Annotated in this window: 13 protein-coding genes; 9 read left to right on the forward strand and 4 right to left on the reverse strand. The window is 69.1% G+C overall.

Annotation, left to right across the window (positions count from 1 at the left end; all coding sequences use genetic code 11):
• Positions 1–29: 29 nt before the first annotated feature.
• Positions 30–2,222 carry a methyl-accepting chemotaxis protein gene (locus CMO28_RS17790; protein ID WP_296715635.1) on the reverse strand — a complete coding sequence of 731 codons (2,193 nt, stop codon included), beginning with the start codon at positions 2,220–2,222 and terminating at the stop codon, positions 30–32.
• A gap of 311 nt (positions 2,223–2,533) precedes the next feature.
• Here CMO28_RS17790 and CMO28_RS17795 point away from each other — a divergent pair, with 311 nt between their 5' ends.
• Entirely contained in the window at positions 2,534–4,198 is a 1,665-nt protein-coding gene (locus CMO28_RS17795) for a methyl-accepting chemotaxis protein (RefSeq protein WP_296715636.1), read from the forward strand.
• On the opposite strand, the gene CMO28_RS17800 is transcribed toward CMO28_RS17795, so the two are convergent.
• Together CMO28_RS17800 and CMO28_RS17805 are read right to left on the reverse strand one after the other, a co-directional pair.
• Positions 4,164–5,027, reverse strand: coding sequence for a zinc metalloprotease HtpX (locus CMO28_RS17800; protein WP_296715637.1), 864 nt, complete (start codon positions 5,025–5,027; stop codon positions 4,164–4,166). The genes CMO28_RS17795 and CMO28_RS17800 overlap by 35 nt on opposite strands.
• A gap of 78 nt (positions 5,028–5,105) precedes the next feature.
• Complete coding sequence (locus CMO28_RS17805) at positions 5,106–6,176, reverse strand: hypothetical protein (protein WP_296715638.1); 1,071 nt, start codon at positions 6,174–6,176, stop codon at positions 5,106–5,108.
• Positions 6,177–6,493: 317 nt separating this feature from the next.
• On the opposite strand from CMO28_RS17805, the gene CMO28_RS17810 reads away from it, so the two are divergent.
• The 7 genes from CMO28_RS17810 (at position 6,494) to CMO28_RS17840 (ending at position 15,308) form a co-directional block, all read left to right on the forward strand.
• Positions 6,494–7,033, forward strand: a complete 540-nt coding sequence (locus CMO28_RS17810) for a peroxiredoxin (protein WP_014746013.1) — start codon at positions 6,494–6,496, stop codon at positions 7,031–7,033.
• A gap of 273 nt (positions 7,034–7,306) precedes the next feature.
• Positions 7,307–7,840: a carboxymuconolactone decarboxylase family protein gene (locus CMO28_RS17815; protein ID WP_014746014.1), complete on the forward strand. Its 534-nt coding sequence runs from the start codon at positions 7,307–7,309 to the stop codon at positions 7,838–7,840.
• Positions 7,841–8,372: 532 nt separating this feature from the next.
• On the forward strand, positions 8,373–10,184 hold the full coding sequence (locus tag CMO28_RS17820) for an N-acetylglutaminylglutamine amidotransferase (RefSeq protein WP_296715663.1): 1,812 nt from the start codon (positions 8,373–8,375) through the stop codon (positions 10,182–10,184).
• An 82-nt stretch (positions 10,185–10,266) separates the two neighbouring features.
• Positions 10,267–12,051 carry an N-acetylglutaminylglutamine synthetase gene (gene ngg, locus CMO28_RS17825; RefSeq protein ID WP_323755109.1) on the forward strand — a complete coding sequence of 595 codons (1,785 nt, stop codon included), beginning with the start codon at positions 10,267–10,269 and terminating at the stop codon, positions 12,049–12,051.
• Positions 12,048–13,271, forward strand: a complete 1,224-nt coding sequence (locus CMO28_RS17830; RefSeq protein WP_296715639.1) for an osmoprotectant NAGGN system M42 family peptidase — start codon at positions 12,048–12,050, stop codon at positions 13,269–13,271. Before ngg ends, CMO28_RS17830 begins: the two co-directional genes overlap by 4 nt.
• Before the next feature lie 210 nt (positions 13,272–13,481).
• The gene (locus tag CMO28_RS17835; RefSeq protein ID WP_296715640.1) at positions 13,482–14,486 is read left to right on the forward strand and encodes a cysteine synthase A; all 1,005 of its coding nucleotides are present in this window, start codon (positions 13,482–13,484) and stop codon (positions 14,484–14,486) included.
• Between the two features lie 51 nt (positions 14,487–14,537).
• On the forward strand, positions 14,538–15,308 hold the full coding sequence (locus CMO28_RS17840) for an alanyl-tRNA editing protein (RefSeq protein ID WP_296715641.1): 771 nt from the start codon (positions 14,538–14,540) through the stop codon (positions 15,306–15,308).
• On the opposite strand, the gene CMO28_RS17845 is transcribed toward CMO28_RS17840, so the two are convergent.
• Entirely contained in the window at positions 15,309–16,523 is a 1,215-nt protein-coding gene (locus CMO28_RS17845) for a 2OG-Fe(II) oxygenase family protein (protein ID WP_296715642.1), read from the reverse strand.
• 279 nt (positions 16,524–16,802) lie between these two features.
• Between CMO28_RS17845 and sseA the strand changes: the two genes are divergently transcribed.
• Positions 16,803–17,657 carry a 3-mercaptopyruvate sulfurtransferase gene (gene sseA, locus CMO28_RS17850; protein ID WP_296715643.1) on the forward strand — a complete coding sequence of 285 codons (855 nt, stop codon included), beginning with the start codon at positions 16,803–16,805 and terminating at the stop codon, positions 17,655–17,657.
• Positions 17,658–17,888 lie beyond the last annotated feature (231 nt).

The following is a 17,888-nucleotide window of genomic DNA, read 5'->3' on the forward strand; positions in this document are numbered from 1 at the left end:
CGCCTGTCGTCCGGGACATGCCGATGTCGTCAGGCCCGCACCGTCTGCAGGAAGTCCTCCACCTGCCGGCGGAGATCCTCGCCGTTCCGCCCCAGATCGCCCGCGGCCGAGAGCACCTGATTGGCGGCGAGGTCGGTTTCCCGCGCCGCCGCGGTGACGCTGCCGATATTACCCGTGACCTCGACCGTGCCCTGGCTCGCTTCCTGGACATTGCGCGAGATTTCGCGGGTCGCGGCCCCCTGTTCCTGCATGGCGGCGGAGATGGCGGTCGAGATTTCGTTCACCCGATTGATGGTCGAGCCGATCTCTTCGATCGCATGGGCCGAGTCGCGGGTCGCGTCCTGGATCGACCGGATCTGGGCGGCAATCTCTTCGGTCGCCCGCGCGGTCTGCACCGCCAGCGTCTTCACTTCAGAAGCCACCACCGCGAAGCCCTTGCCTGCCTCGCCGGCGCGAGCCGCCTCGATGGTCGCATTCAGCGCCAGCAGATTGGTCTGAGAGGCGATGTCGTTGATCAGCTGCACGACATTGCCGACCTTCTGCGCCGCCTCGGACAGGTTCTTCACCCGCAGACCGGTGGCATCGGCCTGACGCACCGCCTCGCTGACGATGCCGCTCGACTGGTTGACCCGATCGCCGATCTCGCCGATCGCGGCCGAAAGCTGTTCGGCCGCCGCCGCCACGGTCTGGATGTTCTGGCTGGCCTGTTCGGTCGCACTCGCAGCCGCCGTGGACCGCCGGCTGGTCTCGTCGGCCGTGACCGTCATGGTCTCGGCGGTCGACCGCAACTCGGTCGCGGCCGAGGTGACCCCGTTCAGAACCCCGCCGACCGAGGCCTCGAAACGGTCGGCCATGTCGCGCATCGCCTGGCGCCGGGCGGCTTCGGCCGCCGCCTGATCCTCGGCACGCTGGGCGATGTTGCGCCGCAGATCCCCCTGCATGCGGGTCAGCGCGGTCGCCAGCCGGCCGACCTCGTCCTTCTGATCGACCGTCAGGCTCTGGTCGAAGCGTCCTTCGGCAATGCCGTCGGCAAAGCCGGCGCAGGCGCGGATCGGCCGGGCGATCCCCCGGGCGGCAAGCGCCACCACCAGGATCGCGCCAAGCACCACCGCAAGCCCGACCCCCAGCGAGACCAGCGTGTCGCGCGTCGACCGTTCGGCCATATCGCCGCTCAGCGCATTGACCGAGGCGAGCGCCACATCCCGCGGCACCGAGATCACCACCGACCAGGGCGTGGCGGTGTCGCCGAAGCGGATCGGCGAGAAGACGTCGATATCGGGATGCCCCCGACGGTCGAGCACCGTCGCCTCGCCGGCGCGGATCACCTCAAGCCCGTCGGTCCAGCTGTCGCCCGCTGCGGTCACCGGCTGGCCGATCGTCTCGGGCGCGCCGCTGTCGGCGACGATCAGCCCGGCATCGCTGATGATCGCAACCCGGCTCCGGCCGTCATAGAGCGCGTTCGACACCTTCACCGCCAGCGCCTGGATGAAATCCAGGTTGTAGTCGGTACCGGCCACACCGCGGAAACGGCCGTCGATCATGATCGGCACCGACAGCGTCGCCAGGAAGACCGGCTTGCCCTGCACGATATAGGGCAGCGGACCCAGAATGTTCTCGCGGCCGGTCTCGGCCGGGCCGATATACCAGCCGCCCTTGACCAGACCGTTGGGATGGCGGTCGCTGCTGTCATATTCGACCAGTGGCTGGATCGCGATCCGGCCGTCGGTGCCACGGGTCCAGTAGGGCAGGAAACGGCCGGTCGCATCCGATCCCTGCTCACGGTCGCCGCGGAAGGCGGCGTCGGCGCCATCCAGCGCATCCGGTTCCCAGGCCGAATAGGTGCCGTTCAGCGCCGGATCCTGCGCCAGCGCCTGGCGGAGCATCGTGTTCAGCTGGTCGCGCCGCTGCCCGGCCGGCGTGCCTGCCGGACCATCCGCGGCCAGCACCGCGAAGCTGCGCGCCAGCGTCCGGGCAGTATCCAGCCCGGCTTCCAGCTGGGCCTTGATCGCCGCCGCCTCGGTCGCCGCCCGGTTTTGCAGCGCCGCCTTGGTCTGGCCGTCGACGATTCCGAGCACGCTCTCGGTGACATAGTCATGCGTGTTGCGCGCCGATACCAGGCTGAAGCCCACCAGCACCGCCACCGTCGTCGCAAGGCACAGCCCCGCGGTCAGCGCGATCCTGGCCTGCACGCTGGTCAGCCGCCCCGACAGAACAGACACCATCTTTTCCCCTCCACACCGCACCTGAATCAAATCCTGACACACAAAGTATTCGACGCCCGGAAATCCGCCTTGATCGATGTCAAATGATCTTCATTAACAAACGGTTAGCTTAATTTCTAGCTCAACCGCACATGAATAAATGATTGCAAATGTCTTTGAAGATCATGTGATTTGATATGTGCAGCATGAATGCATGCCAATGGCGAAAATAGCAAGACAACGAAATGACATGACACTCTTTACGCCCTGGTAAGGTCGGAAGTCGCAGTCTGAAGCGCACGTTCTCATGAACCTCCCCGGGACGCCTTCAGATGAAGCTCGCACACAAGATCCTGGCGCCGGTCGCGATCCTTGCCGCCATCGCCATCCTGATCGCCCTCGCCGGCATGGTTGGCCTGAACCGGATGGGTGATGCCGCCCATCGCATGGCCGACGATTCCGACCTGGTGATCAAGACGTCGGAACTCAGAAGCGTCAGCCGGGCGCTGCAGCGCGATGCGCTGAACCTGATCTTCGAGCCCGAAGCCGGCCGTGCCTCGATCGCCAGCCGCTTCGATGGCCGCGTCCAGGCCATGGAGGCCCAGCTGGTGGCGATCGAGGCCGTCGTCGGCGACCGCGACCGCCGGTTCATCGGGCTGCAGCGCGAGGTGATCCGGGCCCTCATCCGCGTGCGGGAACTGGCGCTGGCGGGGAAGACCGATGCGGCGCATCAGGCCTTCATCAACGGCGTGCGTCAGGCCGAGCGTGCGGCATCGGAGCTGACCGACCCGATGATCGACGACGGCATCGCCGAGGTCGCGGCCCAGTCCACCGGCCTGGAAGACACCCGGACCTCGGTCATGGGAGTGATGCTGGCCACCGCCGTGATCGGCATCCTGGCCGGCGTCCTGCTCTCGAGCCTGGTCGCGCGCCGCGGGGTCATCGCCCCGCTTGGCCGGATGACCGGGGCGATGGCGCGGCTGAAGGCCCGGGATTACGGTTTCGATCTGGCCGATGCCGGCCGCAGCGACGAGATCGGCGCCATGGCCGCCGCGGTCGCGACCTTCCGCGATGCGATGCAGGAAACCGACCGGCTGCAGGCCGAACAGCGTGCCGCCGAAGAACGCACCCTCCGCCGCCTGGCCCGCCGGGCCGAGCTGGTGAAGGAGTTCGTCGACGGGATGAACGGCCTCTCCGCCCGCCTTGCCGACGAGGCCCGGCAGCTGGAAACCGATGCCGGCGCGCTTTCTGGCGCCGCCGCCGAGACCAGCCGGATGACCGCCAGCACCAGCACCGCCACCGACCGCACCACCGCCAATGTCCAGACGGTGGCGGCCGCGACCGAGGAACTCTCGGCTTCGATCGGCGAGATCAGCGCGCGGGCGAACGAAACCGCCTCCACCTCGGGCAGCAGTGCCAACGAGGCCCGGCGAACCGCCGATCAGGTCAGCCAGCTGCGCCGCACGGCCGAAGAGATCGGCCAGGTGGTGGCACTGATCACCGACATCGCCGCCCAGACCAATCTTCTGGCGCTCAACGCCACGATCGAGGCCGCGCGCGCCGGCGAGGCGGGCAAGGGCTTCGCGGTCGTCGCCGCCGAGGTGAAGACGCTCGCCACCCAGACCGGGCGGGCGACCGAAGAAATCCGCACCAAGGTCGCCGCGGTCCAGACCGCAACCGACGGCGCCGTCGCCTCGATCGAGCGCATCGTCGGGATGATCGGCGAGATCAGCAGCATGACCACCTCGATCGCGACCGCGGTGGAAGAACAGTCCGCCGCCACCGGCGAAATCACCCGCAACGTGCAGGAAGCGGCCAACGGCACCGAGCAGATCCGACAGGATGTGCAGGTGCTGGACCAGACCGCCACCCGCCCCCACGACATCGCCGGCCGGGTCGGCGGCTTCTCGACCGAGGTTTCGCGCCGGTCGGGCGAGCTGCGCGATCTGGTTGCGGGTTTCGTCAGCCGCCTGTCCGAATCGGAAGCGGCGGCCTGAGCGGCCGGGCCATTTCGGCCAGCCGCCGGACCCGCTCCGCCGTCGCGGGGTGGGTCCGCAGCAGGCCGGGCCCCTGGTGGCGCAGGCGGAAGATCGCCTCCCAGGGGCCCGAACGCTCCAGCGCCAGCAGGGCCCTGGCCAGGGCCGCCGGATCGCCGGTCAGCCGCGCCGCCTCCAGATCGGCCGCGAATTCACGGGTGCGGGAGAGCGCCAGCTGCATCAGCCCCACAAGCCCGGGGGCAGCGATCAGCAGCAGCACCGCCGCCAGGGGTACGGTCACGGCGCCCAGCAGGATCAGTGGCAGGTTCAGGGCCAGCAGGGCGATGCCGAGCCAGGCCATCAGCCCGGTGATCCGCCCCAGCCCGTCGGCCAGACGCATGATCTTCAGGTCGCCATTGGCGATATGCGCCAGTTCATGGGCCAGCACCGCCATCAGTTCCGGGGGCGTCAGGCGGCGCAGCAGCCCGTCGGTGATCACCACCACCGGCACGCCGGCATCGTCCAGCGCAAAGGCATTGGGCTGGCGCGCCGGGCACCAGCAGAGCCGCGGACGGGCATGGATCCCGGCACGGGCGGCCAGCGCCGCCAGGGCGTCGTGGATTTCCGGAAGGGCCGCATAGGGGATCGGGCGGGCGCGATGGGCACGCAGCACCAGACCGGCCGGCAGGCCCGGCAGCAGCAGGGCCGCGGCGACGGCACCGGCCAGCGCCCACGGAATGCCGTCGGGGCCCCAGACGATCCAGCTGGTCAGGCACAGAACCAGCGCCATGCCCGCGACCAGCAGAACCGACCAGGCAAGATTGCGCAGAACCTGGCGTGTGGTTGCCATCCGTCACCTCCGCCCGCGACGCCACCCCTGAGGGGCATGCCTCTCAGACAGGCGATCTGGGAGAAGGCGAGAGGCGGATCAAGAGGGGGAAGCCGGCGATCCGCGGCGGGGCGCGAAGACCCGGGTCTGCCGACGCGGCCTGGTCAGGCCGGGCAGGTCGGCCCCCAGCGCATCGGCAAGCGTCGGCCCGTCGGCGCTGATCAGGCGGCTGGCCTCTGCCTCGGCGCGGCCGATATGGCGCAGCCGTTCCGGATGCCAGGGGGTCGGTGCCACATCGGCGGCATGGCGGGGCGTCTCGGCGCGCCGCCGATCGCGCAGCAGGGCCCGGACCAGGGCGCGGGCCGCGCGGGGGTCCAGCCCGTCGGGCCCCGCCATCTGGGGGCGCGGCTGCGCCATCGGCTGGGGCAGCGGGCGCTTGCGCGCAGCCGCGGCGATTTCTGCCGCCAGCCCGTCCGGCCGCCGCGCCCTGGGTGCCTCGGCCGGGGCCGCCCCCGGCCGGCCGACGATGCGGTCGGCAACCTCGTCGCGCCGGACCCGGCGTGAGGGTTCCCACCGCGCCGGGCGCCCGGGGCTGCCCGCCGGCGGCACGTCGCCCGCCGAGGTCAGCCCCTGGGGCACCGGCGGCAGCTTCACCTGGGGCTGGGCGGGCGGCAGGGGCGGCGGCACCCGGTCGCGGGCGGCGCGCCGCTCGATCTCGGCCGCCGCCGCGGCCGACATGCCGCTGCGGGTGCGCTCCGACAGGCCGCGCAGCTCGCGTCCCAGCATGTCGAGTTCGATCTCGCTGCCGATGCCGCCGTCCCGGGCCAGGCGCCAGGTCTCCAGCCCGCCGATCAGCGCGTTCAACCGGTCCAGCTCCAGGCTGCCGAGCCCCGCCCAGACCGTTTCCATGAAGCGTTCCACCACCTGAGGCAGCGGCCGGAGCTTCAGGGTCGCGGCATCGACCCTGAGCAGGTCGGGCGCGCGCGGACCGACATCGGTGACGACGAAAACCGCCGGCATCAGCCGGCCGCGGCCGGCTGCGGCGAATTGTCCGAGGGCCAGGAACAGCAGGGCGTGAAGCTTGGCCGGGGCCAGGACACGGCCGTCATTGCGGGCCCTCTGCATCAGCCAGCCGGCGACGTCGTGGCTGCTCTCGACAGCGATCCGCATGGTCTCCCGCCCCTCTGCAGTTTCCGCAGGCATGCCCCCTTGCAGGGTCAGTATAGGGTGCCCAACTTAACCGCGACTTAAAATTCGCAGCGAAACGGGCTGACCCGGATGCCGGGGCTGCCACCCGCCCGGCGTGACAGTTTTTAGAATCCTTCTAAAAAGGCTCTTGCGCTGCCCCGCACCGACTGATATACCCGGTTCGACATCGATTGGAACCGTTCTAAAACGAACCGGGCGGTTCCGACGATCAAGACCCCGAGTTGCCGCCCCCGGGCCGGATGTCCGGGGGCATCCTCCAGAAACGAGAGGCAGGATCCATGCTGACCATCGGTGATAAGTTCCCGTCGTTCAAGGTCAAGGCGACCGTGTCGACCGACCTGAAGAGCGCCTTCTCTGAGATCGACGAGAACACCTATGGGGGCAAGTGGAAGGTCTACTTCTTCTGGCCGAAGGACTTCACCTTCATCTGCCCGACCGAGATCGCGGCCTTCGGCAAGCTGAACGGCGAGTTCGAGGATCGTGACGCGGTCGTCCTCGGCGGCAGCACCGACAGCGAGTTCGTGCACCATGCCTGGCGCGTCCACAAGGAAGAGCTGAACGACCTGCCCTTCCCGATGCTGGCCGATGTCAGCCATGCGCTTTGCAACGCCCTCGGCATCCTTCACAAGGAAGAGGGCGTGGCTCTCCGCGCCACCTTCATCGTCGACCCGGACAACATCATCCGTCACGTGTCGGTGAATGATCTCGACGTGGGCCGCAACCCGCAGGAGATCATCCGTATCCTCGACGCGCTGCAGACCGACGAGCTGTGCCCCTGCAACTGGCAGAAGGGCGAGGACACCCTCAAGGTGGCCTGATCCTGCGGATCCGGTCGGCGGTGCGGGATCCCGCACCGCCGACCCCCGTTTTCTACCTGCCTGCCCCGCCGTCCTTCGCCCCCGCCTTCCCCGAACTCTTTTCAATTCCGGACAGCCGCGTCGAGCCCCGGCCGGGTTGCGCATGCGCATAGATCGCGCGCAATCTGATCGTGATGCAGATATCTGGCTCCGCAGCTTTCCACCCGTCCCAAGAGCGCCGCGCCTCCGGCCGCGCTGAAGCCCCACCCATCTGAAATCCCCAGGAGAGTCGAGATGTCGATCGAGCAGCTGCGCGGCGCGCTTCCGGATTACGCCAAGGATCTGAAGCTCAACCTCGGCAACGTGCTGCAGTCGGAGAATCTGACCGCACAGCAGCTCTGGGGCACCGCCCTCGCCTCGGCGCTCGCCGCGCGCAACGCCACCGTGATCCGCGCGATCGCGGCCGATGCCGACGCCCAGCTCAGCCCCGAGGCGCAGAAGGCCGCCCGGGCCGCCGCGGCGATCATGGGCATGAACAACATCTACTACCGCTACACCCATCTGGTGTCGGACAAGGAATACGCCTCGATGCCGGCGAAGCTGCGCATGACCGTGATCGGCAAGCCCGGCGTCGACCATGCGGATTTCGAGCTGTGGTCGCTGGCGGTCTCGGCGATCAACGGCTGCGGCATGTGCATGGACAGCCACGAGAAGGTCGTCCGCGACAAGGGCATCAGCCGCGACGGCGTGCAGGATGCCATCCGCATCGCCTCGGTCGTCCATGCCGTGGCCGCCACCTTCGACGCCGAAGAGGCCCTGGCCGGCTGATCCCGGCCACCGCCCGCCCCGGTTTCAGACCCCCGCCCGCCGGTGCCGCCGCACCGGCGGGGGGGGGGTTTTTCGTCCCTGAAGGTTGACATTCGCGGCCAAAGCCCCAAGTCTGGGACACGTTTTTCGGACGAACCGCTCAAGGACAATCCGTGGCGCGACAATTCCGGCCGATCATTTCGGCCTGCATATGTCACGCTCATGACACGTGAACCTGCCATGATCTTCCACTAGTCTCTGTGGGGATCGGGCAGTGATCGTCTTTGATCAGCTCGCCCGAAGCTCTTTGACGCTTTGGACCGTCGGACCATTGCCGGACATCTTTGGCAGTGGCCGCGTTGCTACACGTCGGGTTCCTGGCAGACGCCCTGTCGCCGGACCGAACGTGCGGGGCCCGGCATGGCCCGGCTCACATTCTCGCGCACCGGTGCGCCCCGTCTTCCCTTCCCGTCCCCGACCACCGGCAACGGTCCCGCCCCCAGCGGGAACCGGTCCGTCCGCGTCTTCGGATCACAGGAGGATGGAGACAGACATGTGCGGCTTCAGCGGCGAGATCAGGTTCGACGGCACGACGGCGGATGTCGGGGCCGTGGCACGCATGACCGCCGCGATGGACAGGCGCGGCCCGGATGCGTCCGGGATCCACGCCCAGGGGCGGATTGCGGTCGGCCATCGCCGGCTCAAGATCTTCGACCTCAGCGAACAGGCCCAGCAGCCGATGATCGATGCCGGGCTGGGCCTCGGCCTGGTCTATAACGGCGCCATCTACAATTACCGCGAACTGCGCGCCGAGCTGGAGGCGATGGGCTTCGCCTTCTTCTCCACCGGCGACACCGAGGTCATCCTCAAGGGCTATCGCGCCTGGGGCCCGAAGGTCGTCGACCGGCTGGCCGGCATGTTCGCCTTCGTGCTGTGGGAGCGCGATACCGGCCGGGTGCTGATGGCCCGCGACCGCCTGGGCATCAAGCCGCTCTATATCGAAAACCGGGGCCGCACGCTGCGCTTCGCCAGCCCCCTGCCCGCCCTGCTTGCCGGCGGCGGTGTCGATACCAGCATCGACCCGGTGGCGCTGCAGTTCTATCTCCAGTTCCACGCCGTGGTTCCGGCGCCGATGACCATCCTGAAGGGCATCCGCAAGCTGCCGCCGGCCACCCGCCGGATCATCGAGCCCGACGGTACCGCCCGCGACGAGGTCTATTGGGCGCCCGATTACGGCCCGCGCGCCGATGAACGCGACCTCTCTTTCCAGGACTGGCAGGCGAAGGTGCTCGACAGCCTGCGCACCGCCGTGCGCCGCCGTCTGGTCGCCGACGTGCCGGTGGGCGTGCTGCTCTCGGGCGGGCTGGACAGCAGCCTGATCACCGGGCTGATCGCCGAGGCCGGGCAGAAAGACCTCAAGACCTATTCGATCGGCTTCGACGCCGCCGGCGGCGAAGAGGGCGACGAGTTCCGCTGGTCGGATGTCGTGGCCGCCCATTTCGGTACCGATCACCATCAGATCCGGGTCTCGGCCTCGGAAACGCTCGAAGCCCTGCCCGATTGCGTGGCGGCGATGAGCGAGCCGATGGTCAGCCATGACGCGGTCGGCTTCTATCTCCTGTCGCAGGCGGTGTCGCGCGATCTGAAGGTCGTGCAGTCGGGCCAGGGCGCCGACGAGGTCTTCGGCGGCTATCACTGGTATCCGCCGATGCTGGCCGCCGGTGACGACGCCGCGGTCGAGACCTATGCCCGCCATTTCTGCGACCGCCCCCATGACGAATATCTGGGGCTGGTGCGGCCGGAACACCGGGTCGACGAGGATCATGCCCGGCGTTTCATCGCCGAGCATTTCGCACGGCCCGGCGCCACCCGCCCGATCGACAAGGCGCTGCGCATCGACAGCAACATCATGCTGGTCGACGACCCCGTGAAGCGGGTCGACAACATGACCATGAGCTGGGGGCTGGAAGCGCGCGTGCCCTTCCTCGATCATGAACTGGTCGAACTGGCAGCCCGCGTGCCGGCCGAGATGAAGGTGAAGACCACCCCCGACGGCCGCCATCTGGCCCAGGGCAAATACGTGCTGGCAGAGGCCGCCCGCGCCGTGATCCCCCATGCGGTGATCGACCGGCCCAAGGGCTATTTCCCGGTGCCGGCGCTGAAGCATCTGGAAGGCCCCTATCTGGAGATGGTCCGCGCCAGCCTGGGCAGCGAGGGCGCCCGATCGCGCGGCCTGTTCGACCAGGCGGCGGTCGACCGGCTGCTGGCCGATCCCAAGGCGCATATCACGCCGCTCCGGGGCTCCAAGCTCTGGCAGCTGGCCCTGCTCGAACTCTGGCTCGACACCCACGGCATCCGCGGGTGACCCGACCATGGCCGACGCACCCGCATCCACCGGTCCCGGCCTCCCCCGCCGCTCCGAGATGACCAGAAAGGCTCCGGTCGACATGACGCGCCGCCAGAACCGCGACACCCGCCCCGCGCGGGATACCCGGCTGGATCGACGATCCGGCCCCTCGCTCGCCGGCCGCCAGGCCCATGGCACCGCCTTCAGCCGCCAGGAGGCGACCGTGGACATGGGCTGGGGCCGGCTGATCTTCGGCCAGACCTTCGACGACAACCGCCACCTCGCCGATGCCATCCGCATGGAAGAGGAAGGCAAGCGCGATGTGGCGCTCTATCTGGCCGAGCCCCATGTCCTGCTGTCGCTTGCCCCGCAGGAGCTGTTCCTCGACCCGTCGCACACCTACCGGCTGTGGATGGACCGCTATCGGCCGGCCCCGCCGCGGCGGCGCGGCTTCACCATCCGCCGGGTGCGCACGGCCGAAGAGGTCGCCGAGGTCAACCGGATCTACGCTGCCCGGCGCATGGTGCCGGTGCCCGAAGACATGGCCCTGGCCTTCCGCCGGTCCCGCACCGTCACCCAGCTGGTGGCGGTGGAGACGGCCTCCGGGGCGATCATCGGCACGGTGATGGGGGTCGATCACGTTCAGGCCTTCGGCGACCCGGAAGGCGGCGCCAGCCTCTGGGCGCTGGCGGTGGACCCGCAGGCCTCGCTGCCGGGGGTGGGCTCGGCGCTGACGCTGCATCTGGCCGGGCATTTCCTCGCCCGCGGCCGCGCCTATATGGATCTCTCGGTCATGCATGACAATGCCGAGGCGATCGCGCTTTACGAGAAGCTGGGCTTCCAGCGGGTGCCGGTGTTCTGCGTGAAGCGCAAGAACCCGATCAACGAGAAGCTGTTCATCGGCCCCTCGCCCTCGGACGCGCTCAACCCCTATGCCCGGATCCTGGTCGACGAGGCCCGGCGCCGCGGCATCGCGGTCGAGGTGCTGGATGCCGCCCGCGGCTATTTCACCCTCACCTTCGGCGGCCGCGCGATCACCTGCCGGGAAAGCCTGACCGAACTGACCAGCGCCATCGCCATGAGCCGCTGCCAGGACAAGCGCGTCACCCGCGACGTTCTGGCCGAGGCGGGGCTGTCGGTGCCCGAACAGGTCACCGCCGCCGACCTCGCCCGGGCCGAAACCTTCCTCGCCGCCCATGGCCGGGTGGTGGTGAAGCCGGTGGATGGCGAGCAGGGCCGCGGCGTGCAGGTGGATATTCGCGATGCCGACACCCTGGCCCGCGCCTGCCGCGCCCTGTCGGAACAGGGTGTGGCGGGCGTGGTCGAAACCTTCGTCGAGGGCGAGGATCTGAGAATCATCGTCATCGACGGCGAGGTGGTGGCGGCGGCGATCCGCAAGCCGGCCGAGATCACCGCCAACGGCACCGATACCGTGCGCGCGCTGATCGAGGCGCGATCGCGCCGCCGGGCCGCCGCGACCGGCGGCGAAAGCCGGATCCCCATGGATGCCGAAACCGAACGTGCGGTGACCGAGGCCGGCTGGACCATGGACGACGTGCCGCCGGCGGGCGAGGTGATCCGGGTGCGCAAGACCGCCAATCTGCACACCGGCGGCACCATTCACGACGTCACCGCCGAACTGCATCCGGCCCTGGCCGAGGCGGCCGTCCGCGCCGCCCGGGCGCTGGACATTCCGGTGGTCGGCCTGGACTTCATGGTCCCGGCCGCCGACCAGCCGGATTATTGGATCATCGAGGCGAACGAGCGCGCGGGCCTTGCCAATCACGAGCCCCAGCCGACCGCCGAACGTTTCATCGACTTCCTGTTCCCACAGACGGCCACCCGCCGGCGCAGCATGCCGGCCCAGGCCGAGGAGACGGCATGAACGACGCGACCCGACGCCATCGGGATGGAAATGGCCCCGAGGCCGGCATCCGCATCGATCGCGACTACCTGCTCGACACCCTGCTGGCCCTGCTGAACACGCCCAGCCCCTCCGGCTATACCGACGGCATCGTCCACATGGTCGGCCAGGAGCTGGAGCGGCTGGACATCGAATTCGATCTCACCCGCCGCGGAGCCATCCGCGCCGTGCTGCGCGGGCGCGAGCGCCATCCGGCCCGGGCACTGGTCGCCCATCTGGACACGCTGGGCGCCATCGTGAAGCGCCTGCAGCCCAATGGCCGGCTGTCGGTCGTGCCGATCGGCCACTGGTCGGCGCGGTTCTCGGAAGGCGCCCGCTGCACCATCTTCACCGATGACGGCCGCCATCGCGGCACCATCCTGCCGCTCAAGGCATCCGGCCACACTTTCGGCGGCGAGATCGACAAGCTGCCGGTCGGCTGGGACTATGTCGAGCTGCGCGTCGATGCGCTGGTGGACAACGAGCGCGATCTCGAAGCCCTCGGCATCCGGGTGGGCGACATCATCGCCGTCGATCCGAACCCCGAAATCGGCCCCAATGATTTCATCAACAGCCGCTATCTGGACGACAAGGCCGGTGTCGCCACCCTGCTGGCGGCGGCAGAGGCGGTGCAGCGCTCGGGCGTGAAGCCGCCGGTCGACACCTATCTGCTGTTCACCATCTCGGAGGAGGTCGGCTCCGGCGCCTCGTCGATCCTGCATGGCGAGATCGCCGAGATGGTGACCATCGACAACGGCACCACCGCCCCGGGCCAGGCCAGCCGCGAGACCGGCGTCACCGTCGCGATGATGGACAGCGCCGGCCCCTTCGACTTCCACCTGACCCGCAAGCTGCTGGCACTCTGCGCCGATAACGGCATCTCGCATCAGCGCGACGTCTTCCGCCATTACCGGTCCGACAGCGCCTCCGCCATCGAGGCGGGCAACGATCTGCGCACGGCGCTGGTCTGTTTCGGCATCGATGCCTCGCATGGCTACGAGCGGATCCATCGCTCGGCGCTCGACGATCTGGCGAAGCTCGAAGCGCTCTACATGTTGAGCGAGCCGACCTTCAAGCGCGATGCCAAGCCGCTCGGCCCGCTGACCGGCTTCCCGGTGCCGCCCGACTGGGACGAGGAGGAAACGGCCGAACGCCTCGGCACCCCCGCCCCGGCAGAGGAAGCCGCCGAGCCCCATAAGTGACGGCCGTAAGATGACGGACGCACCCGACGCCCCGCCCTTTTCCCCAAGGGCGGGGCGTTCTTATATTCCAAAACAACACTTCTGCCATGACGAATTGCCGGGCGCCCCGGCTTGATCCCCATCGATCGCCATTGGTAGGATGCGACAGAAAAATTTTCCGGCGTCGCGCCGCAGAATGTGCCGCGGCGCAGAACAGACGGGATCCCTCAGATGACCATCATGAACGGCTTCGCCGATGCCATCGGCAACACGCCGCTGATCAAGCTGCGGCAGGTGTCGGAGCGCACCGGCTGCACCATTCTCGGCAAGGCGGAGTTCATGAACCCCGGCGGATCGGTCAAGGATCGCGCGGCGCTCTATATCGTGCGCGATGCGCTGGAGCGCGGCGCCCTCCGCCCGGGTGGCCGGATCGTCGAGGGCACGGCCGGCAATACCGGCATCGGCCTGGCGCTGGTCGGCAATTCGATCGGCTGCAGATCGACCATCGTCATCCCCGAGACCCAGTCGGAAGAGAAGAAGCAGACCCTGCGCATGCTGGGCGCCGATCTGGTTCAGGTGCCGGCCGTCCCCTACAAGGACCCGAACAACTATGTCCGCGTCTCGGAGCGGCTGGCGAACGAACTGGCCGAGAGCGAGCCGGGCGGCGCGGTCTGGGCCAATCAGTTCGACAATGTCGCCAACCGCCGCGCCCATTTCGAGACCACGGGGCCCGAGATCTGGGAGCAGACCGGCGGCCGGATCGACGGCTTCGTCTGCGCGGTCGGCACCGGCGGCACGCTTGCCGGCATCACCATGGCGCTGAAGGAGCGCAACCCGGACATCCAGTGCTGGCTGGGCGATCCGATGGGCTCGGCGCTCTATTCCTGGATCACCACCGGCGAGCTGAAATCATCGGGCAGCTCGATCAGCGAGGGCATCGGCCAGGGGCGGGTCACCGCCAATCTGGACGGCGTCAGCTTCGACGGCGCCGTGCAGGTGACCGACGAGGAAAGCCTGCCCATGCTCTACGACCTGATCTCGGAAGAAGGGCTGCTGCTCGGCGGTTCCTCGGCGATCAATGTCGGCGCGGCGGTGAAGATGGCCGAGGCGCTGGGCCCCGGCCACACCATCGTGACCATCCTCTGCGACAGCGGCCAGCGCTATACCAGCAAGCTGTTCAACGCCGAATTCCTGCGGTCGAAGAACCTGCCGGTCCCCTCCTGGCTGGACCGCTGAGCCGTCTCGCGGCAAGCTCCGGTTTCCCCCGTTCGAAACCGGAGCGTGCCGATGCCTGCCACCGATCCTCTCTTCCGTAGCGATCCCTACGCCCGAAGCTGCACCGCCCGCGTGGTCGCCGTCACCGAAGAGGGCGGGGTGATCCTGGATCGGAGCGTCTTCTACCCGACCGGCGGCGGCCAGCCGGGGGATTCGGGCCGGCTGACCGATGCGGCCGGCCGTGTCTGGACGGTGACCGAGGCGGTGAAGGGCCGGGCATCGGGGACGGATGGCGGGCCCGATGCCATCGTCCATCGCCTGGATGCGACGGGCGCCGAGGCGCCGCCGGCCATCGGCACCCAGGTCACCGCCGATCTGGACTGGGACCGCCGTCACGCCCATATGCGGCTGCACACCTGCCTGCATCTGCTCTCGGCGATCGTGGTGGCACCGGTCACCGGCGGCCAGGTCGGCGCCGATCGCGCCCGGCTGGATTTCGACTGGCCCGATGCCACGCTCGACAAACAGGCGATCACCGACGCGCTGAACGATCTGATCCGGGCCGATCATGCGGTCGAAACCGACTGGATCACCGATGCCGAGCTGGATGCGGCGCCGCATCTGGTCAAGACCATGTCGGTCCAGCCGCCGCGCGGGGCCGGCCGGGTGCGGCTGGTCCGGATCGGCGCGGGCACGGCCGGCGCCGACGCCCCCCATGTCGATCTTCAGCCCTGCGGCGGCACCCATGTCGCCCGCACCGGCGAGATCGGTGCGGTAGAGGTGGTGAAGATCGAAAAGAAGGGGCGCCAGAACCGGCGGGGGGTGATCGCCTTCGCCGGCTGATCAGCCGGCGGCCGCGGTGCCCCGCGCCACGGCCGCCAGCTGCGGATCTTCAAGGAATTCGGCATTGCGCGCCCGGATGGCGGCGCCGTCGTCGTCATACAGGAAGGGCAGGCAGGCGAAGCGGCGGCCACGGGTCACCGCCAGGGCCTCGTGCAGCAGGCTGCACGAGAACACCACCGCGCCGCCGGTGGGGGCGCGATAGCGGCGGTCGCCGAATTCGGGGAAGCGCAGTTCGCCGCCTTCATAGTCTTCGGCATTCAGGTTGATGGTCACCGCGAAGCGGCGATGGGCGGTGCCGCGGGTGGTGTTGTCGCGATGCGGGCGGAAATAGCCGCCCGCCCCATCACCGTCGTAACAGGCGACGATATAGCGCTCGATCCGGGTCGCCTTGTACTGGAAGGCCTTCTGCAGTTCCGGCAGCAGCCGGCGTTCGATCCGCGCGCGGATGCCGGCGCGCAGCGTCTCGTCTTCGATCAGGCAGTCGGCGCGGCGCTTGTGGCCGTAATCGCGCATCTCGACCGTGCGGCCGCCCACCTCGCGCATGAAGCCGCTCTCCTCGCCGCCCAGCCGGTCGTATTCGGCCATCAGCCGGCGGCAGAAGGCCGGCTCGAAAACCCTGGGCACCGCCAGTACCGGCGCCCAGGGCTGGCCGGCATCGTCGGCCGGCGCCACGGTCAGGATCCGCCCGCCTTCGGCGACCACACTGCCATGGGCTGCCGGCGCCGGCAGCTGCGCCACCAGATCCAGCAGCCGGGCCGTGTCTTCCATGCCGCCGGTTGCGACCACCCGCAGGGTGGGATCGAGCAGCAGCCAATAGGGACGGTAGGCGACATGGCCACTGCGCGGATCTGCCGCAGGATCGATCGCCCGATAGCGGCGCGAGATTTCGCCATCCGCATCGGCGAAGGCATAGAAGCCCGGCAGATGCAGCGGCAGGCGCGCAGGCTGGCCAACCCGGTCGGCCGCATCCAGCGTCACGAAGAAACAGGTCCGCCTGGGGTCGGCAAACAGTGGCGCCGCCCCGGCAATCGCCGCCACGGCGGCCTGAAGCTGCGGCACCGCAGCCGATCCCAGCAGCACCAGCACCGACCAGCGGCCGGCAACGGTGGAAAAGGCGAAGTTCGGATTGCCGGCACAATCGCCCTGGAACCAGGGCACCGGGTCGCCGGGCAGGAAGGGCAAGGTGCGGGCCGCGGCAACAGCGGTGTCGGACATGGTGCAGGTCTCCGGGGGGGCCGTGAACGTGTGACGTTCAGAATGCAGGAGCATCCCATCGCCGTAAAGCGGGTGCAAGAGCCGCGGGCGGCTGTGGCGGTGCCGCCGCGGGTCCGGTATCATGTGGCCGACGAGGTGGCGGGATGCGGCTCCGCAGGGGCCGCGACACCTGCCCAAGATTGATTGAGCAAGATCAGACGAGACCGGCGCCGGCCGGGGTCGGGCCAGGCGCCATCGACCGATCCGGCCCGGGAAGAACCACGGAGGACGCTGCCCCCGATGCCCTACGCCAAGCCCGACGCCCTGGTCAGCACCGCCTGGCTCGCCGACCACCTCGATGCGCCCGATGTGCGCGTCGTCGATGCGTCCTGGTTTTTCCCGCAGGAGGGCCGCGATCCGCGTGCCGAGCATGCGAAGCTGCGCATCCCCGGTGCGGTGTTCTTCGACATCGACGAGATCGCCGATACCACCAGCCATCTGCCGCATATGCTGCCCGCGCCCGAGAAGTTCTCGTCGCGGGTCCGCCGGCTGGGCCTGGGCGACGGCGTGAAGATCGTCGTCTATGACGCGATCGGCCTGCGCAGCGCCGCCCGCGCCTGGGGGATGTTCCGCGTCTTCGGCCATGACGATGTCGCGGTGCTGGATGGCGGCCTGCCGAAATGGCTGGCCGAGGGCCGACCGGTGGTCGAGGAACGCCCCGAACCGCCGCGGGAACGGCATTTCACCGCCCGGGTCAACAACCTGCTGGTGAAGGACCGCCATCAGGTGGCCCGCGCCACCGGCGACGGCCGCACCCAGCTGGTCGACATGCGCCCGGCCGACCGCTTCCGCGGCGAGGCGCCCGAGCCGCGGCCGGGCGTGCGGGCGGGCCATGTGCCCGGCGCGCTGAACCTGCCCTATACCGACCTGCTCGACCCCATGTCGGGCACGGTGCTGGATGCCGAACGGCTGGAGGCGCGGATCCTGGCGGCGGGCATCGATCCGTCGAAGCCGGTGATCGCCATGTGCGGATCGGGCGTCACCGCCGGCATGCTGGCGCTTGCCATGTATCTGCTGGGCAAGCGCGACGTGCCGGTCTATGACGGGTCCTGGGCCGATTGGGGGTCGGACGAAAGCCTGCCGATCGAACGGTGATCGCCGTCCGGACCATAAGGGTGCAGATCGGCACCGCACCGGCTGACCGCATGGTGCCGGCCGCAGGAACCACGGGACCGGCGGGCGAAGCCGCCGCCGGTGCCGGTGCTCGTGTCCCCCGCTCACGCTGCCACCGACCGCAGGCCGCATCCGGCCTGCGGCGGTCCGTCTTCGTTCCGGCGCCCGCACGGGCCGGCGGAACCTGCGGCTTCCGATACCACCCGTCCGGCC

It is taken from the genome of Tistrella sp. (assembly GCF_002684955.1).
Classification (GTDB): Bacteria; Pseudomonadota; Alphaproteobacteria; order Tistrellales; family Tistrellaceae; genus Tistrella; species Tistrella mobilis.

What these genes read in the sequence shown, in the direction of transcription:
- sseA (WP_296715643.1), top strand. Translation starts at nt 16,803, where the DNA reads ATGCCCTACGCCAAGCCCGACGCCCTGGTCAGCACCGCCTGGCTCGCC.
- CMO28_RS17790 (WP_296715635.1), bottom strand. Translation starts at nt 2,222, where the DNA reads ATGGTGTCTGTTCTGTCGGGGCGGCTGACCAGCGTGCAGGCCAGGATC.
- CMO28_RS17835 (WP_296715640.1), top strand. Translation starts at nt 13,482, where the DNA reads ATGACCATCATGAACGGCTTCGCCGATGCCATCGGCAACACGCCGCTG.
- CMO28_RS17795 (WP_296715636.1), top strand. Translation starts at nt 2,534, where the DNA reads ATGAAGCTCGCACACAAGATCCTGGCGCCGGTCGCGATCCTTGCCGCC.
- CMO28_RS17830 (WP_296715639.1), top strand. Translation starts at nt 12,048, where the DNA reads ATGAACGACGCGACCCGACGCCATCGGGATGGAAATGGCCCCGAGGCC.
- CMO28_RS17840 (WP_296715641.1), top strand. Translation starts at nt 14,538, where the DNA reads ATGCCTGCCACCGATCCTCTCTTCCGTAGCGATCCCTACGCCCGAAGC.
- CMO28_RS17805 (WP_296715638.1), bottom strand. Translation starts at nt 6,176, where the DNA reads ATGCGGATCGCTGTCGAGAGCAGCCACGACGTCGCCGGCTGGCTGATG.
- CMO28_RS17800 (WP_296715637.1), bottom strand. Translation starts at nt 5,027, where the DNA reads ATGGCAACCACACGCCAGGTTCTGCGCAATCTTGCCTGGTCGGTTCTG.
- CMO28_RS17810 (WP_014746013.1), top strand. Translation starts at nt 6,494, where the DNA reads ATGCTGACCATCGGTGATAAGTTCCCGTCGTTCAAGGTCAAGGCGACC.
- CMO28_RS17845 (WP_296715642.1), bottom strand. Translation starts at nt 16,523, where the DNA reads ATGTCCGACACCGCTGTTGCCGCGGCCCGCACCTTGCCCTTCCTGCCC.
- CMO28_RS17815 (WP_014746014.1), top strand. Translation starts at nt 7,307, where the DNA reads ATGTCGATCGAGCAGCTGCGCGGCGCGCTTCCGGATTACGCCAAGGAT.
- CMO28_RS17820 (WP_296715663.1), top strand. Translation starts at nt 8,373, where the DNA reads ATGTGCGGCTTCAGCGGCGAGATCAGGTTCGACGGCACGACGGCGGAT.
- ngg (WP_323755109.1), top strand. Translation starts at nt 10,267, where the DNA reads ATGACGCGCCGCCAGAACCGCGACACCCGCCCCGCGCGGGATACCCGG.